Origin of the sequence: Pokkaliibacter plantistimulans, from assembly GCF_003194385.1 — a bacterium.
In the GTDB taxonomy this organism is placed as follows: domain Bacteria; phylum Pseudomonadota; class Gammaproteobacteria; order Pseudomonadales; family Balneatricaceae; genus Pokkaliibacter; species Pokkaliibacter plantistimulans.
On record NZ_LAPT01000023.1, the window covers coordinates 24,095 to 44,062 of the forward strand.

Genomic DNA, 19,968 nt, shown 5'->3' on the forward strand with positions numbered 1-19,968 from the left:
AACATTCAGCAGTGGGTGTGCGGTTCTCTTTATAAAAACTTCGGGTACTTATCCTGGTTGGTTATTTCCCTTTTCAAGCATTCCCGACTAGGTTTTTTGTTTGGTATCTGTATTGGCTCGCCCGAACAGGTGCCAGGCGCGGGTGATCGCGTCGCTGGCAGAGGAACCCCTGTCAGCCGCCGGTCACCCAGCTCCTGTTGCAGGAGCGGCGCGCAATCCTGGTGTAAATGTCATGAGTAGTTATGCCCGGAGCGCAGTTTACGGATGAGTGCTGTGGGAGTCGGGTCGCCGAATGCGTTGTCGTTCGGGCTGACTCCAAAGGTAGTTTCACCTCATTGCCTACAAAGGAGCGCGCCATGGCGCAGCAGAAGTCATTGTCTATCGTGGCCCGCATCTGGTCACTGTTCGGGTTGTTTGCTCTGTGTCTTCTCACCTGCATTCTGGTCGTGCTGCACTACAGCAGCATGCAGTTGCGCCAGAGTGCGCAGGATTCTGCCAGACAGATGGTCGAGGCGGCAGAAGGCGTCATCAGTGATTACCGGCAGCGAGCGCTGGACGGCAAACTGAGCACCGCCGCCGCGCAGGCGGAAGCTATCGCGATCATTGAGACGATGCGCTTTGATCAGGGTAACTACGTCTTCATCCATTCCGACAAGGGCGTCAGCATCAGTAATGTGGCCAACAAGTCTCTGCAGGGTAAAGACATCGATAGCCTGCAGGATCCCAATGGCGTGTATATCGTCCGTGAAATTCGTCGGGCCGCCATGAGTGGTGGTGGTTTTGCCAGCTATCAATGGCACAGCCCGAAAGATGACAACCTGCTCATCGACAAGGTGACCTACTCTGCCTACATCAAGGACTGGGGCTGGGTGGTGGCCTGCGGTGTCAATATGGGCAAGCTGGATGCCGATCTGGCCGCCGCCAAACTGCGTTATCTGCTGGTGTCGCTGCTGGCGTTGCTGGTGATGGCGATCATCGCCACCTTGCTGATTCGCAGCATCATCCGGCCGTTATCACTGAGCGTCAGCGCCATGCAGAATCTGGCCTCGGGCGAAGGTGACCTGACCCGTCAGCTGGCTACCCACGGGCCACGCGAGCTGGCCGAGCAGGCCCACCATTTCAACTCCTTCAATGAAGTGATTCGCCAGCTGGTCAGCCGCATGGCGCACGCCGGTCACAGCCTGAATCAGGCCGCACATACGCTGGCGGGGGTGACACAGACCACTGAGCAGGCGCTGCATGGCCAGCTAAGTGGCACTGAACAGCTGGCCGAAGCCATGGAGCGCATGGTGCGCACCGTACACAGCGTTGCCACTCTCGCTGAGCAGGCTGATGAAGCCAGCACTCAGGCGTCTGAGGAAACGGCCAGCAGCCGCGCGGTGGTCAATCAGGCCATGCAGGCCATCGGCAGCCTGTCGGTCACATTGTCTGAAGCCAGTCAGGCCATTACCCGGCTGGAGCAGCAGAGCGGCAACATTGATCAGGTGCTCAGTGTGATTCGCTCGATTGCCGAGCAGACCAATCTGCTTGCCCTCAATGCTGCGATTGAAGCGGCGCGGGCGGGAGAAGCCGGGCGTGGTTTTGCGGTGGTGGCAGATGAAGTGCGTACGCTGGCACAGCGCACCCAGGAATCCACCAGTGAGATTCAGGGCATCATCGGCAGCCTCAAGGAAGAGACTCGCAATGCGGTATCGACCATGCAGGAGGGGGTGAGCAAGGCACAGTCGTCGGCCAGCCTGTCCTCCTCGGTGGAAGGTTCGCTCAATACCATCGTCAATAACATCCAGTCGATTCATGAGATGAACACCCGTATTGCCGATACTGCCGAGGAACAGGTACGTACGGCCGATGAGATCAACTATATGGTGCGCCATATCCGTGATCAGTCCGGTGCGGTCGCAGGGGAAGCCGCGAAGACTTCCGATGCGGCGCGGGATGTCTCCAGCATCGCCGGTGACCTGTCCAGCGTGATAGCCCGTTTTACGTTCTAGCGGGCTGCCGGGTGGACATGACGGCAAGGGACAAATTCAGTTCACGGACGGCTGCTGACAGGCTGCCACCACTGACAATATGCAGGAGCATGTCGAGAGTGCTGACGCGTTCGATGTCAGGCATGGGGTTGTCCTTAACCTTGGGCCAACCATCCTGCCATGAGCCAGCGCTGGTATTGACCCGGCCACAGTCTGTTCAGGCGGACCGTGGCCGGGCGCTAGCGCTTCTGGCGGGTCAGGTGCGGGTGGGAATGGCTTCCAGCAGGGCTACAAGCAGCTTCCAGTAGTCGGCAACGGATGCGATGTTGACCCGCTCATCCGGTGAATGGGCACCGCGAATGATCGGACCAAAGGACACCATATCCATCTGCGGGTAAGTCGCGCCGATGATGCCGCACTCAAGGCCGGCGTGAATCACCTTGACCTCGGCGGGCTTGCTGAACACCTGCTGGTGCACGTCCTGAAACAGGTTCAGCAGCTGCGAGTGCGGGTTGGGGGTCCAGCCGGGATAGGCGTTTTCGCCCTGTACCTGACAGCCTGCGAGGGTGAACAGGCTGCGGATGCGGTCGGCCAGTACCTGAGTGGACTGATCGCGCAGGGAACGTACCAGCAGGCAGCATTCAAACTGGCCGTTCTGCAGGCGCACTACACCGAGGTTATTGGAAGTTTCCACCACATTGTGGAAGTGCGGGCTCATGCGCTCCACACCGTGCGGTGCGGCATTGAGGGCGTTGAGAAGGGTGCGGCTGGCATCACTGGTCAGGGCCTGACTGGCGCTGGCAGTACGCTGGCTGATCACCACACCTTCGTCGACGCCCATCAGTTCGGCACGGTAGAGGGCGTTCAGCTGGCTGATCAACTGTTCCAGCAGGGCTATGTTCTCGGCGGGCAGAGCGATGACGGCATGGGCTTCACGAGGCAGGGCATTTCGCAGGGTGCCGCCGCTGAAGCTGGCCAGTCGCAGCGCGCTGTCTTTACTCAGCTCGATCAGCAGGCGCACCAACAGGCGGTTGGCGTTGCCACGGCCCTTGTCGATATCGAGACCGGAGTGACCACCACGCAGTCCCTTGATATCGATCTGGAATACCTGCCAGTCAGCAGGCAGGGGGCTCTGCTCGAACTGACCCTGGACATTGACGTCCATGCCGCCGGCGCAGCCGACATACACTTCACCACGGTCTTCCGAGTCGAGGTTGAGCATCAACTGGCTTTGCAGCCAGCCGGGTTGCAGCTCCAGTGCACCGCGCATGCTGCTTTCTTCTTCAATGGTGAACAGTGCTTCGATGGGGCCGTGCGCAATCTCGTCGCTTTCCAGCACCGCCAGTGCAGCCGCAACACCCATGCCGTTATCAGCGCCAAGGGTGGTACCCGTGGCATGCACCCAGCCATCGATGATGCGGGTGCGAATGGGGTCGCGGGTGAAGTCGTGGCCAGTGCCTTCATTCTGTTGGGCAACGATATCCAGATGACCCTGCAGCACCACACTCTGGCGGTTCTCCATGCCGGCACTGGCAGGTTTGCGGATCAGCAGGTTGCCGGCGTCATCCGTCAGCCACTGCAACTGGCGGCGCTCGGCCCAGTCGATCAGTTTGTTACGGATGGTGGCTTCGTGGCCTGAGGGGCGTGGGGTATTACAGAGGGTCTGAAAATGGGCCCAGAGCAGGGCCGGGCTCAGTTGACTTAACATCGTTATGATTATCCCGAATTAGCAATATGCCAGGGTGGCTTCTTAACTGCGACGGCATGTCTGCAGGTCGGCCACCTCACACGCCGGACAGGCAGTCCCGCCCGTTTTCCTTGGCGAGATACAGCTGCGCATCGGCATGGCGGTATAGAGTATCAAATTTTTGCTGATTGTCGTTCAGTTCTGCGAGCCCAGAGCTGAAAGTCAGACTAATGGGTATGCCATCCCACTCCATGGGTGACGATTTCAGGCTGTTTTGCAATCGGTACAGATGGATGCTCGCTTCCTTTGCCGTCAGCCCAGGCCACAGTACGGCGAATTCTTCGCCACCGATGCGGCCCAGCAGAACAGGACTGCCGCGGGTTTCCCGCAGTAGTGTGCGGGCAAAAAGCGCCAGCACGTAATCGCCTGCCAGATGCCCGTAACCGTCATTGATCTGCTTGAACCAGTCCAGATCAATAATGGCCAGCGTGGCGCTGTGCTTACGCTGCAGGGCATGGCTGATGGTCTGTTCTGCCTGCTCCATAAACGCCCTGCGACTGAGCAGCTGTGTCAGGTCATCGTGGTCGGCCTGATGCTGCAGATGCAGCTGCAGGCGCTCGTCATTCAGCATCATGAAGCCCAGCGGCAGCAGCGACAGATACAGCAGGGCGTTGAGAAAGGCCAGTGCCGTGGCATTGCTGCCAACACTGGTGAGCAGGCCCTGATGCTGGGGATGCACCAGCGTCAGCCATACCCGCAGCAGGTTGATGGCAATATCAATGCTGGCGACGGTCAGCAGTACGATACGAGCATTACTGCCGGCGGGATGCAGGGGGCGGCGCAGTTCATAGGCAAAGTAGCCGGTCAGCAGTACCGCCGTGGCGCTGTAAATCACCACCCTGGCACTGACATCCGGTGTGATCAGCGTGAAGTAGCCGGTGAAACACAGCATCGGCAGCGGCGTCAGCCAGTACAGCAAGTTGACCGGGCGCAGGTACAGCAGGCGTGTGCCGTGGGCCAGCATCACGCCGCCGTACATCAGGCAGATATTGCCCGACAGGATGCAGAAGGTGACGGGCAGAAAGCGCAAACCAAGGATTAGAAAAATCCCCAGACACATGCTCAGGCTGCAGGCGGCCAGCCAGGCAAAGGCTCGCACCTGTGGGTTGTTGCGCCACAGATAGACGAAAACGGCCAGAGAAACAATGCTGGCAAATTGAGCTACGAAAGCCAGGGTAGGTATATCGAGCCAGTCCACTCCGGTACCTCGACGCGCCGTCACGGGAGCTGTTTTCTGGGCTGCCAGATGACAGGTATCGTATAACCATAGCTCAGGCTGCGGCGGGGGGCTGAGGCGTTGATCAGATTGGCGTGGTGCGGTGAGTCTGCGGCGCAGCTGAGGGACTGCACCGCCAGCAAATAACAGCGTCAGGCAGATTGTTGCGTCAGGCCAGGCTCAGGCAGTTACGGCCTTTGGCCTTGGCCAGATAGAGCTGACGGTCCGCTTCGCGGTAGAGGCTGTCGAAGGTACTGCGCTCCGGCTTCAGACTGACCATGCCACAGCTGAAGGTGAGGGCGATGGCCTGTCCTTCCCAGTACGGTGGCTGATGTTGCAGATGCTGGCGTAGCCGCTCCAGCCCCTCGCGGGCCGCTGCGCTGTGGTCGTGCCACAGCACCGCAAATTCCTCACCACCGACCCGTCCGATGCTGGCACCCGAGCCGTGCAGCGTCATGCTCAGTAGCTGGGCAAAGTACTCCAGCACATGATCTCCCGCCTGATGGCCATAGCTGTCGTTGATCTTCTTGAACCAGTCCAGATCAATCAGGGCCAGCGTGACGGCCTGGTGCTGTGGCGACTGCAGCAGCTGTTCTGCCTCTGTCAGAAAGGCCCGCAGATTGAGCAGGCCGGTGAGGTGATCATGAGTGGCTTCCTGCTTCAGCTGGCTCTGCAGGCGCTCGTTGTACAACATCATGAAGCCCAGCGGGCACAGCACCATATATGCCAGGCCATTGATCAGGGACAGCAAAATACTGGGGTGGAAGGGGAACAGGTGCTGTTCCATTGGATAGATCAGAATCAGGATTACTCGTCCAGCCTGCACCAGCAAATCGGCAGTCGTCGCGATCATCAGGGTGGTACATCCCAGGCGGTGACCCTGATGATAGGCAAGACGCAGCTCATGCAGAAGCAGCAGGGAGATGACTAGGCTGCTCAGACAGAAGGACACGACTCGGTAATCCATATCGGGAATCACAAGAGTGAAGAATAGTAGGGCTACTATCAGTGGTAGTGGCATGAGCCAGTACCAACTACGCAGGTTTTGACGATGCAGCTGGCGTACCGCAGTGAGAATGAAGATGTGACCATAGAGCAGACTGACGTTGCCAAACAGTATGCTGATCAACTCAGGGATCCAGCTACGTGACAGCAACATGGTAATGCCGAAAAACAGGCTAAGGCCGGAGCAGAAAGGCCAGAGGAAGCTTTTTTCTTCCGGGTGATAGCGCCAGAGCGAAAAGAAAATGCCCATAAACACCAGACTGGCAAAAATGTTCACGGCTATCAGGGTTGGCAGGTCGAGCCAGTTCAAGGTGTTTGCTACTCCATTACAGCGCCGATGCCTGACTCCCTGTCTCGATCTGCAGCGCCGGATGCGTTGCAGCTGGGAGGGGGGGCAGACTCACAGCGGAGTATTTGCGTCACTATGTCAGAGAGTTATGAACGGCAGATGTACATGGCTCTGCCCGGCCAGAGTGCTATTAATACCATTGCTGAACGCAGGCCACCACTGTGCCTGAGAACGCTTCACGATCTGCTGCGCGTCGGCCTAACTGCGTTGAAAGCCCGTCGGAAGGCTCATTTAGGCTCATTACCCTTTATCGCGGGTAAAAGGCGCTTCCTCAGTGCTTTACGCCTTGTTTGGCGTTAGCTGACGAGATTGTGCAGGGAGCTGAGGCTCAGATTCTGAACAGGCTTCAAGCCAGGCTGAGACAGTCCCGGCCATTATCCTTGGCCCGGTACAGCAGGTGGTCTGCACTGCTGTACAGCTCATCAAAGGTCTGCTCAGCCACCAGCTCGGCCATGCCACAGCTGAAGGTGACGGTCAGCGGTACGCCATCCCATTCCAGCTGGTGCTGGGCCAGCGCATTGCGCAGGCGATGAATCTGCAGACTGGCCTCTTTGGCACTCAGCCCTAACCATAACACTGCAAATTCTTCGCCACCTACCCGGGCCAGCAGAATGTTCTGCGATCCGGCCGTATTGTGCAGTTCATGGCGCAGCAGCTGGGCAAAGTGGGCCAGCACCGCATCGCCTGCCTGATGACCGTAGCTGTCATTAATGCGCTTGAACCAGTCCAGATCCATCAGTGCCAGTGATAGCCGCTGTTGCTGCTGTTGTGCCTGCTGGAACAGGTTGCTGGCCTGACGAATGAAGGCGTGGCGGTTGAGCAGTTCGGTCAGGCCATCGTGATCGGCCCGGTATTCAAGGCGCTGATGCAGTTGCTGCTGATACATCAGCAGGAAGGCCAGTGGCTGCAGGAACAGGTAGATCACGCCGCCAAGATAGATCACTACCGTCCCCGGATGCTGTTGCAGCACATTGGTTTGGGGATACATCTCGATCAGTATGATCCGTATCCCATTGACCCAGAATTCGACGACGCCCATGCACACCAACAGGATCATGCCCAGCCCGCGCGTCCGGGCACGCAGCCGGTAGCAGTCCACCAGCAGGATAACCGTGATCAGCATCGCCACCAGGGAGTAGCACTGGCCACGCAGCCCGAGCTGCTCAGGCTCGAAGCCGATGACGCACAGCACGGTGACCAGCAGCGGGGGGATCAGCCAGGGCCAGCGCGCAATACGGCGGTGCTGCAGCTGTCGGAAAGCGGCAACGGTCAGCAGGAAGGCGCAAGGCAGGAGCAGGTTGCCGCTGATGGCGCTGACCGGTGTGCCTATCACTGGTCGCAACAGCATGGTGGCAATACCGGCAAGACAGGCCAGATTCGCTGCTGCCAGTAAAGGAAAACTCTTTTCCCGTGGGTAGGTGTGCCACAGGGTGCCGAAGACTGCCATCCCGACCAGCGAAGCAAACAGGGTGACCAGCATCAGCGAGGGGATATCAATCCAGTTCAAACGATTCTCCGATCAGCCACAGGGCGGCCGTCTGCAACAGGGCGGGGTAAAAGTCGCGCTGGCTCAGATGATACCTATCCTGTGTGACAGCAGATACCTTTTATCAGCCGGTGGGTTGCTCTGACTGCGGACAGGGGACTGGCCGCAGTCAGCAAGGGGGTTAATCCAGATAGCGCGCCTGCAGGTGGGCACGGAAGAAGCGCGCGGAGAGATCTTCACCGGTGGCCTGACGCAGCAGCTCGCTGGTTTCCAGCAGACTGCCCTGCTGCCAGATATGCTGGCGCAACCAGGTAAATACCTCGGCCAGCCGGTCCTGGGTGATCAGCTCACCGATATCCCCCAGCTGCGTGCGGACGCTGGCGGCCAGCTGGGCGGCAATCATGGCGCCCAGGGTGTAGCTGGGGAAGTAGCCAAAGGAGCCGTCGGTCCAGTGAATGTCCTGCATGCAGCCATTGCGATAGTTGCCTGCGGTGGAGAGCCCCAGATATTGCTGCATGGCGGCATCCCAGCGTTCGGGGATATGTTCCACCTCAAGCGCGCCATTCATCAGGTCACGTTCAATTTCATAGCGCAGGATGACATGGCAGGGGTAGGTCACTTCATCGGCATCGACGCGGATAAAGCCCGGCTCCACCTGATTGTACAGACGCTGCAGATTGGCCAGATCCATCCCCGGACGCTGCCCCAGATGCTCACTGATCAGCGGGTGGATACGTGCCAGGAAAGCCGGATGGCGGCCCAGCTGCATCTCGAAGAATAGGCTTTGCGATTCGTGTACCCCCATGGAGCGTGCCGCGCCCACCGGTAGTTTCAGCCAGTCGCCGGGCAGGTTCTGTTCATAACGGGCATGGCCGGTCTCGTGGACGATGCCCATCAGGCTCTGGGTAAAATCCTGCTCGCTGTAACGGGTGGTGATGCGGACATCTTCAGGTACACCGCCACAGAACGGATGGGCGGAAATATCCAGACGACCGGCATGGAAATCAAAACCCAGCAGCGCCATGACCGCCCGCCCCAGTTGTTCCTGTGCCGCCGGAGCAAAAGGTGGCTGTGGCTGCACGATGCTGAGGCTGCGCTGTTTTTCCACTACATCATGGATCATGCCCGGCAGCCAGGTCTTCAACTCCCCGAACAGGCTATCGATGCGGGCACAGTTCATGCCGGGTTCATACAACTCCATCAAGGCGTCATAAGGCGTGCTGCCAGTGGCTGCCGCACGGATCTGCGCCTCTTCCCGTGACAGCGCCACTACCTCCTTGAGATTGGCGGCAAAGCCTTGCCAGTCGTTGGCCTTGCGCTGTTCACGCCAGGCATGTTCACACCGGGCACCGGCAAGGCTTTGTGCCTTCACCAGCTGTTCCGGCAAGACTGCCGCCTGCCGCCACTGGCGCTGCATTTCACGCAGACTGGCCTTCTGTTTGGCATCCAGCGTGCTATCCTGTGCCGCCTGATTCAGCCATTCCTCCACCTGTGGTGCAGTAAGTTGCTGATGGCACAGGGTTTCCAGTTCGGCGATGGCATCGGCGCGGGCTTCGGCACTGTGATCGGGCATCATCGTTGCCTGATCCCAGTGGGCCATGGCCAGCAGATGCTGAAAGTGATGCTGGCGCTGGAACAGGCCTTGCAAAGGCAACATGCTCTCGGGGGTGATGGACTTGGTCATGGGCATTTCCTGATCAGGACAAAGCAGGGGAGTGCGAGGACGTACTGGGTGGTGACGTGATCGCGCTCAGCATGGGCTGAAATACTAGCTTAAATAGCAGTGAAAAGGCTCTCAGGAGCATGTGACCCGGCAGTGGGTATTCGCCGGGAAATGGAATTACCCCGGTGGCAGGGGCAGATTGAAGGTTTAGGGGAAGTACTATGCAGGTCTGGGCGAGGTTCAGTGGGGCGCCTTTGGCACAGTTTCGGGGGTGGTTGGTTCTGGCACTGGTGGCGGTGCTGGCCGGTTGCAGTGGCAATCAGACCAAACCCAGCCTGAGCAGCAATACAGGCAAGCTAATCCATGGGGTGCAGTACGAGCAGGTACCGCTGGAACCTCAGGAACAGCTCTCCATTATCAAAACCATCAGTACCCAGGTCGGCAAGCCGTACGTCTGGGGCGCGCAGTCACCTTCACGGGGGTTTGACTGCTCGGGGCTGCTGGTGTGGTCCTATTCTCAGCTGGGGCTGCGTGGTTTCCGTTACCAGAGCAAACTGGAAGGCGATGTCACCGCGGATGCCTTATACAAATACAACACCTATCCGCTGACCGATATGGTGCAGCTGCGCGAGGGTGACTGGATTTTCTTTGACCCGAAAAGTCAGGGCTATGAAACGCACGTCGCGGTGTTCTCGCATATCGATGGTCAGGGCCGGGTATGGGTGTGGGATGCCTCCTCAACCGCAGGCCGCACCAGTCAGCGTCCGGTGCCCAATTTCTGGGGCAAGAACCCGGTGTTTGGCCGCCCGATGAAGCTGGTACCTGCCACCATGGGCGGTGTCGCAGTGGGGACACATATCGGGCCGGTGCTGGTGTCGAACTGATCCGGCGCCTTTGCATCGCTGATCAGATAACAAGGCAGGTTGAGTAACCTGCCTTGTTTGTTTATGGCCGTCTTTATTGCCACCAGGAATGGCTGACGCGCTGCAGCGCGTGAACAGGTTCCACAGCGACTGATTTCGCTGGCGGAGCCCGGTCGGTATAGAATGTGCGACTTTCCTTTCTGATTTTTTCTTTTCTGTGGAATACCCAGATGCTGGCCACCAATGAACGTGAAATATGGCGCGCTTACGACGCCTGGGGTGTTATTCGGGTGGTGGAAGCCGGCCCCTACCGCTTTCTGTGCTTCGGTGAGGAGCTGGAAACCGAGCAGGCCTGCATCCTGATTCACCGCCCTGACTGGGTGGAATACGACTATGTACAGGCCATGCTGATGACCGGCGTGTTCCACAGCAAGCCTAAGCGGGCTCTGGTACTGGGCCTTGGTGCGGGCACCCTGCCCCGCGGTCTGCGCCGCCTGCTGCCGGAGTTGCAGATGGATGTGGTGGAGCTGCGCGGGCAGGTGTATGAAGCCGCTAAACAGTTCTTCGAGTTTCCTGAAGCTGATCCGCAGATGAAGATCCATGTGATGGATGCGGTGGAGTTTATCCACAACGCCGAGCTGGACTCCTATGACCTGATTCTGGCGGATATCTATCTGGAAGAAGGCATGGCTTCCGCACAGGGTACCGCTGCCTTTCTTGATCAGTGCAATCGTCTGCTCAAACGTGACGGCATCATCGTGCTTAACCAGTGGCAGCGTGGGCAGTCCGGGCACCCACAGAACGAAGAGCTGTTCAAGGCCTGCTATCCCGGTCGTTACTGGTTGCTGCCGGTAGAAGAGGGCAATGTGGTGGTCTATGCGTTTCCGCACCTGACGCCTGAGGCCCCCAGCCGTCAGCTGGTGGATGCCATGCGTCAGGTCGGGCGCAGGATGGAACTGCCGTTCGGGCGCCTGCTCAGCCGGTTAAATATACCCAGCGCACAGTAACGCTTTGGCTGCTTAGCAGTTGGCTTGTACCAGACTGAGCCTGCCCTGCTGCCAGCGGAACCAGTGAGCCCGCTGCCAGTCCAGTTTGACTGGCGCCCTGCCCAGCATATTCCAGTCACAGGCGGCTGCCAGCGCGGCGCGGATCACCCCTTTGTGCGTGACCGCGCCCACCCGGTATTCCGTCAGCTGGGATGCCTGCAGTGCCTGCTCTTCACACCAGCGATACAGACGCTGCTGGACCTGACGGGGGCTTTCTCCGCCGGGCGGACACAGGTCCAGACCCCGGTCTTCCATGGTCTGCATGGCAGGGCCGAGCTGTTGCCGCAGTTCCGGCAGGCGTTGTCCTTCCCATTCGCCCCAGTCCATTTCGATCAGCAGCGGGGCCAGCTGCACCTCAAGTCCCAGTGCGGCAGCTGTTTGCTGCGCCCGTTGCAGCGGGCTGCTGTACCACGCTGCCTGCTGCCAGCCCGACGGCAGGCTGCGTTCGGCCTGCGCGGCAAGCCCTTCGGCAGACAGGGGAATATCGGTACGGCCCTGAATGCGCTTCTCTCTGTTCCACAGGGTGGGGCCGTGGCGCAGCAGTAAGATATCCACAGTCATTCTGTTCCCTCTGCCTGAGCCTGACTGGCGTATTTATCCACAAGTGCGCTGAGCAACTGTCGCAGCTGCTGACTGGCGCTGGGCAGGCCATGATGTTCAAGCACATGCTGACGCGCCTGCATGCCACGCTGATGGAGATCGGTGTCCAGCGCGGCAGCCACCGCGCGGGCAAAGGTCTGACTGTCTCGTGGGGTGACCGCCTGACTGGCCTGCGGTGCAAGGATCGAGGCCACCCCCCCTTCATCACCGGCGATCACCGGCAGTCCGCACGCCTGGGCTTCCAGTAACGCCATGCCGAAGGCTTCATTGACGGCGGGCCAGACAAACAGGTCGGCAGCACTGAGCCAGGGCTGCAGGGCTTCGGGGGGCTGGCGCCCGAGCCAGCTGACCGGCAGGCCGCGGAAATCGTTTTCGATATCAGTCCGGGCCAGTCCATCACCCAGCACCAGCAGTTGCCATGGCCGGTCAGGCAGCTGCCGCAGCGCTTCGGCCAGCAGATGGTAAGACGCCTGCTTGTCACCCGGGCGCATCATCGCCGCGGTAATCAGCCAGGGGCGGTCAGCGGGTATCTGCCATTGCTCCCCCAGCTGCTGTCTGGCGCGCTGCCGGGCAGGGGCAGCAGTGTCGAGCCGCAGGTAGGGGCTGAGGTCCAGAAAAGGTGGAAACTGATGCAGCGGTGCCTGCTCCCCCAGCAGCTGGCGCAGGGCTGGCTGATCCTTGGGGTTAAGACAGAGCAGCGCATCGGCACGGCGCAGACCGCGAATACTGCCTTGCAGACCGTGCTGCCAGGGGCCGTTGTGCTGGCGGGCAGAATAGGATGCCTCAGCAATCACATAGGGAATGTTCAGCGCATCAGCGACCTGCGGGCCAATCCAGTCAGGTGCCTTGTGATAGTGATGATAGGTAAACCACAGTTGCGGCCGCTGTGCGGCGGGTCGCTGTAAAAAGCGCCGGATCAGCCGTCGGGCCAGACCCTTGGCGACCTGTTCCAGACGTTGCTGGCGTAACAGGTCGCCCTTGCCGTCACGGCTGCGCAGGTGGCTGGCCAGCTCAACCTGGCAGCCCGCCTGCTGCAGGGCCTGCATGAACAACCGGGCGATCTGGCGGTCGCCGGAAGGATTGGGATGATCAGGCGGCTTCAGCGGCGCATAGAAGGCTACTCGCAGCATGAGCAGGCGTCCGCAGCCGTGTTGCCGAGCTTGGTGAAGTCATCGGCAGGATGGGCTGTGCCCTGCTGGAACAGCCCCATCAGCTGGTCGATGCCACGTGCCATGGTGAAGACCTGTCTGACTCGCTGATAGCCTGCCTCGCCCAGCTGCAGCCGCAGCTGCGGGGTGGTGATCAGGCGCAGCAGGGCCTGTGTCAGCGCCGTGGCATCCTGCTGGGGCACCAGCAGACCGGTCTGTTCATCGATGATCAGCTCGGGAATGCCGGAAATATCTGTCGCCAGACAGGCCAGCCGCTGGCTCTGGGCTTCCATCAGTACATTGGGCAGACCATCCCGGTCACCATCGGCGGTGATGCGCGATGCCAGTACGAACAGGTCAGCCTGACGATAGGCTTCCAGCACCTCTTTTTGCGGCAGGGCACCACGCCACTCGATGCGTTCGGCAATGCCGAGTTGCTGAGCCTGGGCTTTCAGCTTGTCCAGCTCACTGCCACCCCCTATATGCAGGAAGCGCCAGTGCAGCCCGGCAGGCAACTGTGACAATGCTTGAAGCAGTACGTCGTAGCCCTTTTTCGGTACCGCCCGGCCGACTGATACCAGTGTCACTGGCGCGCTGGCAACACGGCCATCGTGGTCAGAGTGGCTGACAGCCGGAGTATCGAAGCGACTGAAGTCGAGGCCATGGTAAACCAGCCTTACCTTATCGGGGTGCTGGCTAAGGCTCTGCAGATAGGCGTGATTGGCGCCCGTGCAGGTGGCAATCCACTCGAGGTCAGCCAGCTTTTCCCGCAGCTCCCACGGCTCCAGCGTCCAGATGTCCTTGGCGTGAGCGGAGGCGGACCAGGGCAGCTGGCAAAGCAACGCTGTGTAGCGGGTTACCGAGGCTGGGGTATGAATGAAATGGGCATACAATTGCCGGTATTGTTGCGGCAGCTCCGCCGCCAGGACCAGCGCCTGACCAAAGCGTCTTACCCGGTTAGGGCTGCGGTCGCGATACAGGTCGCGCAGGAAAGCCCTGACAGCACTGGCAAAGCCCGGTAGTCTTACGCTTTTTCTCAGACCCTTACAGACGCGCCAGGGCTCCTGATAGAGATACTCCGGCAGGTACAGCACCGGCGCGCGGATTTCGTCATGAATCGGATGGGTGCGTTTGTCGGTGGGGTGACGCAGGGAAACCAGCAGGATATTCAGACCACGCTGCTCCAGCGCACGAATCTCCTGTGCAATAAAGGTTTCCGACAGGCGTGGGTAGCCTTTTAAAATCAGGGCTATATTGTTACCGACGGGGCGGTATTCCGCTGCCCCGGCTGCGGCGGCAGAATCACTAGGTGTTTCCAATGAGTGCTCCTCGACAGCTGACGGAGCCTGTGAGCACATACTGACAGTCAGCTCCGCCAGCGATGGTGGTTCTTTCCCTTTCCGGGCACAGGCCGCTCTTAGATACAGAGCGTAAACAGACTCCAAACGTGCAGACAGTCTGCGGCGCGTTGGCCATAGGGCATTGAAAACAGGGCGTTGAAAAGAGTGGCAGGATGTTCATTTTTATTGAGAAAACTCCCCTCTCTCAGCCATTGCCGCCAGCTCGCGAGATCGTCAGCACGTTCTTATAGTTAGCTTTTACACAGTTAGTTTTTACATAGTCAGTATTGACAGTTTTACGGCGGCAAGTGTGGTGCGGTCGCCAGGTCAGGTCAACAGGCGGGTACATGGAGTCATCAATATTTCGCTACATCCTCAAGCACACCAAGCGCGATCAGATACTGATCCTGCTGCTGACGGTGGCTTCTCTGCCGTTCATGTACTGGACGCTGGCAGTCCCCAAGAAAATCATCAACGATGCCATCGGTGGCGCTAACATTCCTGATGCCATTCTGGGCTTTCCCATTGATCAGCTCACTTATCTGGTGCTGCTGTGCTCCCTGTTTCTGGTGCTGGTCATCATCAACGGGGTGATGAAATACGTCCTTAACGTCTATCGCGGCGTGGTCGGTGAGCGGATGCTGCGGCGCCTGCGTTTTGAATTGTTTGCGCAGATGCTGCGTTTCCCGCTGCCGCACTACAAGAAGGTCTCACAGGGCGAAATGCTGCCCATCCTGATTTCCGAGACCGAGCCGCTGGGTGGTTTTGTTGGTGATGCCTATGCGCTGCCCGCATTCCAGGGCGGCATGCTGATTACCTATCTGTTTTTCATCTTCAACCAGTCGTTATGGCTGGGGTTGCTGGCGACGGCACTGTATCCCTTCCAGCTGTGGTTGATTCCGCGTCTGCAACGGGTGGTTAACCGACTGAGCAAGGAGCGGGTGCTGACGGTGCGCAAGCTGGGTGATCGCCTCAGTGACTCCATCAATGGCATGCAGGAAATCCATGCCAACCACACCAGCCGCTACGAGAAGGCCGTGATCAGCTCCTGGCTGGGCACCATCTTCACCATCCGCTACGACATATACAAACGTAAGTTCTTCATCAAGTTCCTCAACAATTTTCTGGCTCAGGTGACGCCGTTCTTCTTCTATCTGCTGGGCGGTTATTACGTCATCAATGGCCAGCTGTCACTGGGGGCACTGGTCACCGCCATTGCTGCTTTCAAGGAGTTGAATGACCCCTGGAAAGAGCTGCTGACCTATTATCAGAGCAAAGAGGACATCCGCATCAAGTACGAGCAGATTGTCGAGCAGTTCCAGCCGCCCGGTATGCTCGATACCCATCTGCAGGATGCACCGGCTGCACCGCTGGATATGTCTGCTGGCAGCTGGCAGGCAACCAATCTGAGCTATGCCGAGCATGCCGGCTTCAACCTGCTGGAGCGTATCAACTTCCGTCTGCCGCTTGGGCAGAAGATCGCCATCGTCGGCAATGCCAGTAGCGGCAAGGAAGAGCTGGCGCGGCTGCTGGCCAGACTGTATCAGCCAACCCAGGGTAAACTGCTGCTGGCCGAGGCGGACATGAACAGCCTGCCGCAGTCGACCATTGGCGAGAAGATGGGTTACGTCAGCGACAACGCCCATATTTTCACCGGCACTCTGCGCGCCAACGTCTATTACGGCCTGTATACCGCGGCCCGCGAATACAGCGAGGAGCGGCGCTGGGATGCACAGCAGGCGCGTCTGTCCGGTAACAGCGAAGATGACCCGCAGCAGGACTGGACCGATCTGCAGCGGCTTGGTCTGGATTCCATGAGCGAACTCCACGTGCGCCTGTCGTCAGTACTGGAGCAGGTTGACCTGAAGCAGGATGTGATTCAGCTGGGCTTGCTGGGCAAGCTGGATGAACACGCGCCGAAGGAGAAGATCGAGCGCATCGTTGCCGCCCGCCATGTACTGCGCCAGCGCTTGCAGGAGAAAGAGTACGAAGGGCTGGTGGAAGTGTTTGACGAACAGCGTTACAACACCAACCTCAATGTCATTGAGAACCTGATGTTCGGTGTGGTGATCGGCCGTGAGCTGGACTATCAGGTGATTGCCGGACGGCCCGGCTTGCAGCAGTTCCTGCGTGATCAGGAGCTGTTTGATACCTTCCTGCGTATCGGCATCGAGCTGACCTCCACCATGGTCGACCTGTTCTCCGATCTGGATGAGAACTCCGAGCTGTTCGAGCGCTTCAGTTTCATTCGTCATGAAGACCTGCCTTACTACCGCACGCTGCTGACCAAGGTGCGTGATCAGACCCACCTCGACAGCCTCAGCGGCGAAATTGTCGAACGCCTGCTTGCGCTGACCTTCCAGGTGTCGCCCGCCCGCCATCGTCTGGGGCTGATCGACAAGGTACTGCAGGCGCGCATTCTCTATGCCCGTCAGCTGTTTGCTAAACGCATGCGTGATCTGGGGCTGAATCACCAGCCCTTTGATCCTGACCAGTACAACCCCGGCCTGAGTGTGCAGGACAACCTGCTGTTTGGGCGTCCGGTGTATGGTCAGGCCAGAGCGCAGACCCGGGTTGGCCAGCTGATCCGCGAAATCATCGAATCGGAACAACTGGAGAATATCCTGCTGGGGATCGGTTTGAACTATCACGTCGGCACCGGCGGCAGTCGTCTGACTCTGTCGCAGCGGCAGAAAGTGGCGATTGTGCGGGCACTGCTGAAGAACCCGGATATTCTGATCCTCAATCAGGCCACTTCCGGTCTCGACCCCATTGCCGAAACACGGATGATGGATGTGCTGTTACAGGAGTATCCGCAGACAACCCAGATCTGGGTACTGAACCGGGCCGAGCTGGCGGACCGCTTCGAGCAGGTGCTGGTCATGCAGCAGGGACAGCTGGTGGAGCAGGGCACCTTTACTGAACTGAGCCGGGAGGGGACGGTGTTCAGCAAGTTGAGTGGCTAAGAACAGGTTCACGATCAGCAGCGCGCCGGCCATACGGCGCTGAAAAGCGCTTCGGGAATGCTCACCACTAAACTCCGCTTCCTCAGCGCTTTCGCCTCGTCTGGCGCGAGCTTGCAAGATCGTGAATATATTCTGAGAGCAGGTCTCAGGGATAAAATCAGGATTTCATGCCGTTCGGCGGGTCAGGCACAAAGCGTGACAGGCCCGTAGCAGCATCACAGGAGCAAACAATGACAGTGCGGTATCGACCCGCTAAGCCAGCTGGCTGGCAATTACTGAGCACAGGGATGGCAGGGCTGCAACGTGGCTCTGTGATGCTGATCGCTGCGTTGCTGGCGCTGCTGCTCAGCGTGCCGGTCACAGCGGCACCTGCGGCTGAGGATTACAACGCGCTGGCCAATGCCCGCGCCGCGACCATGCTGCAACAGGTACGGGATCAGTCCAATCTGTTCCAGAGTCGTCTGCAGGAAGCGCATCAGGCCATAGCCGATATGTCACCGCTGGAGCCGGTCTGGGGGCGGATGACGGACTATCAGAGCCATGGGCTGCTCAAGCTGGTGTTGCTGCTGATCGGCATGGTGGCGGTGGGCTATGTACTGGAGCGGCTGGTCAGCTGGCGGATGCAGCCGGTGGAGCAGCGTCTGCGCAGTGTGCAGTCGCTGACCTGGAGCGCGCGGCTGGGGTATCTGGGCCTGCGGGTGATCCTCGATCTGATCCGCGTGGTGTTCTTTGCGCTCGGCGCCTGGGTGTGGGCCATCAGCTCGGTGGCGGAAGACAACCCCATGCGGGTGGTGATGCTGGCCGCACTGCCGGTCGCCGTGACCCTGCGGCTGGTGGCGGTGCTGTCTCGTGCGATCTTTGCTCCTCATGCCCGTGGCATTCGAGCATTGCCGCTGGCCTGTGAACCGGCCCTGTCGTTCCACCGCTGGGTACTGGGCTTTACCCTGGTGGCCGCCACCAATCAGCATGGCCTCAATCTGCTGCTGGACATGGGTATGCCGGAGATTTACGTCAGCCTGCTGGAGCCCATCAGCGGCATGCTGATGAACCTGATCGCACTAGGCTGTGTCCTGCATAACCGGGTGGCGCTGGAGCATATGTTCGATGATGGCAGCGCCTGTGCCATTGACAGTCTGCGCCGGGCCGTGCTGCAGGCCTGGCCGGTGATGGCCGGGGTGTGGCTGTTCGTACTCTGGCTGGTGTGGAGCTACAACATTTTTATTGGCAACTTCGAACTGGCGCAGCGCCTGGCACTGGCCTGGTGGCTGACGATTGTTTTCCCACTGGTGGACCGCCTGTTCAATGCCTGCCTGCGCCGTCTGATTACCTTGCCGTTTCTGCAGAGCCGTACCTTCCGCAGCCGTTCCGAGCGCTTTATCCGCATTCTGCAGAACGGTCTGCGACTGATCATGCTGTCGGTCGCTGTGCTGACCCTGCTGGAAGTGCTGGGATACGGCACCTGGCAGATGATGGAGAACAGCGTTGCCCATCAGCTCGGACGGGCGGTGATTGATGTACTGGTGATCGCGCTGGTGGCCTACGTCGCCTGGGAAATGATCCAGTCGCTGATTGAGCGTCATCTGCCTGATGAATACAGCGATGATGGCAGTGCAAATCTGGAAGGTGAGGGCGGCGGCGGTGGCGCCAGCCGCACCGAGACCCTGCTGCCGCTGCTGCGCTCCTTCATTCTGGTAATTCTGGTGGTGACCACGGTACTGAGCATGCTCAATGCCGTCGGCGTACAGATCGGCCCCTTGCTGGCCGGTGCCGGGGTGGTAGGTATTGCTGTCGGCTTTGGTGCCCAGAAGCTGGTGCAGGACATTATTTCCGGCGTGTTCTTTCTGGTCGACGATGCCTTTCGCCGTGGCGAGTACATCGAAGTGGCCGGGCTCAAGGGCACGGTGGAGAAGATAGCCCTGCGCTCCATGCGCCTGCGCCATCATCTGGGCGCGGTGCAGACCATTCCGTACAGCGAGATTTCCACCGTCAAAAATCTCAGCCGTGACTGGGTGACGATGAAGCTGGAATTCCGTCTGCCCTATGACACCGACGTGGAAAAGGTACGCAAGATCGTCAAGAAAGTCGGCGAAAAGATGCTCGAAGACGAAGAAATGGGGCCCTGCTTCCTGTTACCGCTGAAGTCACAGGGGGTGATGCGGGTGGAGGAATCCGCACTGATTTTCCGTATGAAGTTCACCACCAAACCCGGTGAACAATGGGTCATCCGGCGCGAAGCCTACCGTCTGGTCAAAGAGGCGCTGGAGAATAACGGCATCAGCTTTGCCCATCGCGCGGTCCATGTGCTGCTGCCGGGAACTGTCGCCAGCGAAGCGAGTCAGACTGAACAGCCTGAGCCACCGATGCAGCAACAGATCGTCTCTGCGGCCTCGGCAATGGCGGCCACCCTTGCGGCGGAGGATGCACGCCGCCATGAGCGTTTCGATGACATCAAGGAGGGGCACGGCGACGCTACCTGAAGGCTAAACAGCAACACCCGTCATCAGCCGTTCAGCCGCCCCTCGAGCCCTGTAGCACGTGTTGACGATCTCGCCGACAGAGCCAGACACGT

At 59.4% G+C, this 19,968-nt stretch carries 14 protein-coding genes; 5 read left to right on the forward strand and 9 right to left on the reverse strand.

Annotation, left to right across the window (positions count from 1 at the left end):
• Positions 1-356 precede the first annotated feature (356 nt).
• A complete protein-coding gene (locus WH50_RS06060; RefSeq protein ID WP_165838323.1) occupies positions 357-1,991 on the forward strand; it encodes a methyl-accepting chemotaxis protein in 1,635 nt (544 codons plus the stop codon).
• Here the strand turns inward: WH50_RS06060 and WH50_RS27120 are convergent.
• The 6 genes from WH50_RS27120 to WH50_RS06085 all read right to left on the reverse strand — a co-directional run bounded on the left by WH50_RS27120 (position 1,981) and on the right by WH50_RS06085 (position 9,457).
• Positions 1,981-2,115 carry a hypothetical protein gene (locus WH50_RS27120; protein ID WP_279305908.1) on the reverse strand — a complete coding sequence of 45 codons (135 nt, stop codon included), beginning with the start codon at positions 2,113-2,115 and terminating at the stop codon, positions 1,981-1,983. The two genes, WH50_RS06060 and WH50_RS27120, sit on opposite strands and share 11 nt — an antisense overlap.
• Before the next feature lie 111 nt (positions 2,116-2,226).
• Positions 2,227-3,678 (reverse strand): aminoacyl-histidine dipeptidase, encoded by a 1,452-nt coding sequence (locus tag WH50_RS06065; RefSeq protein ID WP_110186519.1) that lies wholly within the window; start codon positions 3,676-3,678, stop codon positions 2,227-2,229.
• A gap of 76 nt (positions 3,679-3,754) precedes the next feature.
• Positions 3,755-4,939, reverse strand: coding sequence for a GGDEF domain-containing protein (locus WH50_RS06070; protein WP_133251255.1), 1,185 nt, complete (start codon positions 4,937-4,939; stop codon positions 3,755-3,757).
• A gap of 163 nt (positions 4,940-5,102) precedes the next feature.
• Positions 5,103-6,248, reverse strand: a complete 1,146-nt coding sequence (locus WH50_RS06075; protein WP_110186521.1) for a GGDEF domain-containing protein — start codon at positions 6,246-6,248, stop codon at positions 5,103-5,105.
• A gap of 385 nt (positions 6,249-6,633) precedes the next feature.
• Entirely contained in the window at positions 6,634-7,794 is a 1,161-nt protein-coding gene (locus WH50_RS06080; protein WP_133251256.1) for a GGDEF domain-containing protein, read from the reverse strand.
• A gap of 160 nt (positions 7,795-7,954) precedes the next feature.
• Positions 7,955-9,457, reverse strand: coding sequence for a carboxypeptidase M32 (locus WH50_RS06085; protein ID WP_110186523.1), 1,503 nt, complete (start codon positions 9,455-9,457; stop codon positions 7,955-7,957).
• Between the two features lie 233 nt (positions 9,458-9,690).
• Between WH50_RS06085 and WH50_RS06090 the strand changes: the two genes are divergently transcribed.
• Together WH50_RS06090 and WH50_RS06095 are read left to right on the forward strand one after the other, a co-directional pair.
• Positions 9,691-10,320, forward strand: coding sequence for a C40 family peptidase (locus WH50_RS06090; RefSeq protein ID WP_165838324.1), 630 nt, complete (start codon positions 9,691-9,693; stop codon positions 10,318-10,320).
• Between the two features lie 209 nt (positions 10,321-10,529).
• Entirely contained in the window at positions 10,530-11,306 is a 777-nt protein-coding gene (locus tag WH50_RS06095) for a spermidine synthase (protein ID WP_110186525.1), read from the forward strand.
• Between the two features lie 12 nt (positions 11,307-11,318).
• Here the strand turns inward: WH50_RS06095 and WH50_RS06100 are convergent, their stop codons facing one another.
• Genes WH50_RS06100 through WH50_RS06110 form a run of 3 tightly spaced genes read right to left on the reverse strand, consistent with a single transcriptional unit; the run spans position 11,319 to position 14,412 of the window.
• On the reverse strand, positions 11,319-11,906 hold the full coding sequence (locus WH50_RS06100) for a histidine phosphatase family protein (protein ID WP_110186526.1): 588 nt from the start codon (positions 11,904-11,906) through the stop codon (positions 11,319-11,321).
• Positions 11,903-13,075, reverse strand: a complete 1,173-nt coding sequence (locus WH50_RS06105; protein ID WP_110186527.1) for a glycosyltransferase family 4 protein — start codon at positions 13,073-13,075, stop codon at positions 11,903-11,905. The genes WH50_RS06100 and WH50_RS06105 overlap by 4 nt, the downstream gene beginning before the upstream one ends.
• Positions 13,063-14,412 carry a glycosyltransferase family 4 protein gene (locus WH50_RS06110; RefSeq protein ID WP_243410013.1) on the reverse strand — a complete coding sequence of 450 codons (1,350 nt, stop codon included), beginning with the start codon at positions 14,410-14,412 and terminating at the stop codon, positions 13,063-13,065. Before WH50_RS06110 ends, WH50_RS06105 begins: the two co-directional genes overlap by 13 nt.
• A 368-nt stretch (positions 14,413-14,780) precedes the next feature.
• On the opposite strand from WH50_RS06110, the gene WH50_RS06115 reads away from it, so the two are divergent.
• Together WH50_RS06115 and WH50_RS06120 are read left to right on the forward strand one after the other, a co-directional pair.
• A complete protein-coding gene (locus tag WH50_RS06115) occupies positions 14,781-17,399 on the forward strand; it encodes an ATP-binding cassette domain-containing protein (protein ID WP_110186529.1) in 2,619 nt (872 codons plus the stop codon).
• Between the two features lie 230 nt (positions 17,400-17,629).
• Positions 17,630-19,876: a mechanosensitive ion channel family protein gene (locus WH50_RS06120; protein ID WP_165838325.1), complete on the forward strand. Its 2,247-nt coding sequence runs from the start codon at positions 17,630-17,632 to the stop codon at positions 19,874-19,876.
• Positions 19,877-19,968: the final 92 nt, after the last annotated feature.

Coding starts and splice junctions, on each gene's coding strand:
- WH50_RS06105 (WP_110186527.1), bottom strand. CDS start 13,075: ATGCTGCGAGTAGCCTTCTATGCGCCGCTGAAGCCGCCTGATCATCCC.
- WH50_RS06115 (WP_110186529.1), top strand. CDS start 14,781: ATGGAGTCATCAATATTTCGCTACATCCTCAAGCACACCAAGCGCGAT.
- WH50_RS06120 (WP_165838325.1), top strand. CDS start 17,630: ATGACAGTGCGGTATCGACCCGCTAAGCCAGCTGGCTGGCAATTACTG.
- WH50_RS06060 (WP_165838323.1), top strand. CDS start 357: ATGGCGCAGCAGAAGTCATTGTCTATCGTGGCCCGCATCTGGTCACTG.
- WH50_RS06065 (WP_110186519.1), bottom strand. CDS start 3,678: ATGTTAAGTCAACTGAGCCCGGCCCTGCTCTGGGCCCATTTTCAGACC.
- WH50_RS06100 (WP_110186526.1), bottom strand. CDS start 11,906: ATGACTGTGGATATCTTACTGCTGCGCCACGGCCCCACCCTGTGGAAC.
- WH50_RS06085 (WP_110186523.1), bottom strand. CDS start 9,457: ATGACCAAGTCCATCACCCCCGAGAGCATGTTGCCTTTGCAAGGCCTG.
- WH50_RS06095 (WP_110186525.1), top strand. CDS start 10,530: ATGCTGGCCACCAATGAACGTGAAATATGGCGCGCTTACGACGCCTGG.
- WH50_RS27120 (WP_279305908.1), bottom strand. CDS start 2,115: ATGCCTGACATCGAACGCGTCAGCACTCTCGACATGCTCCTGCATATT.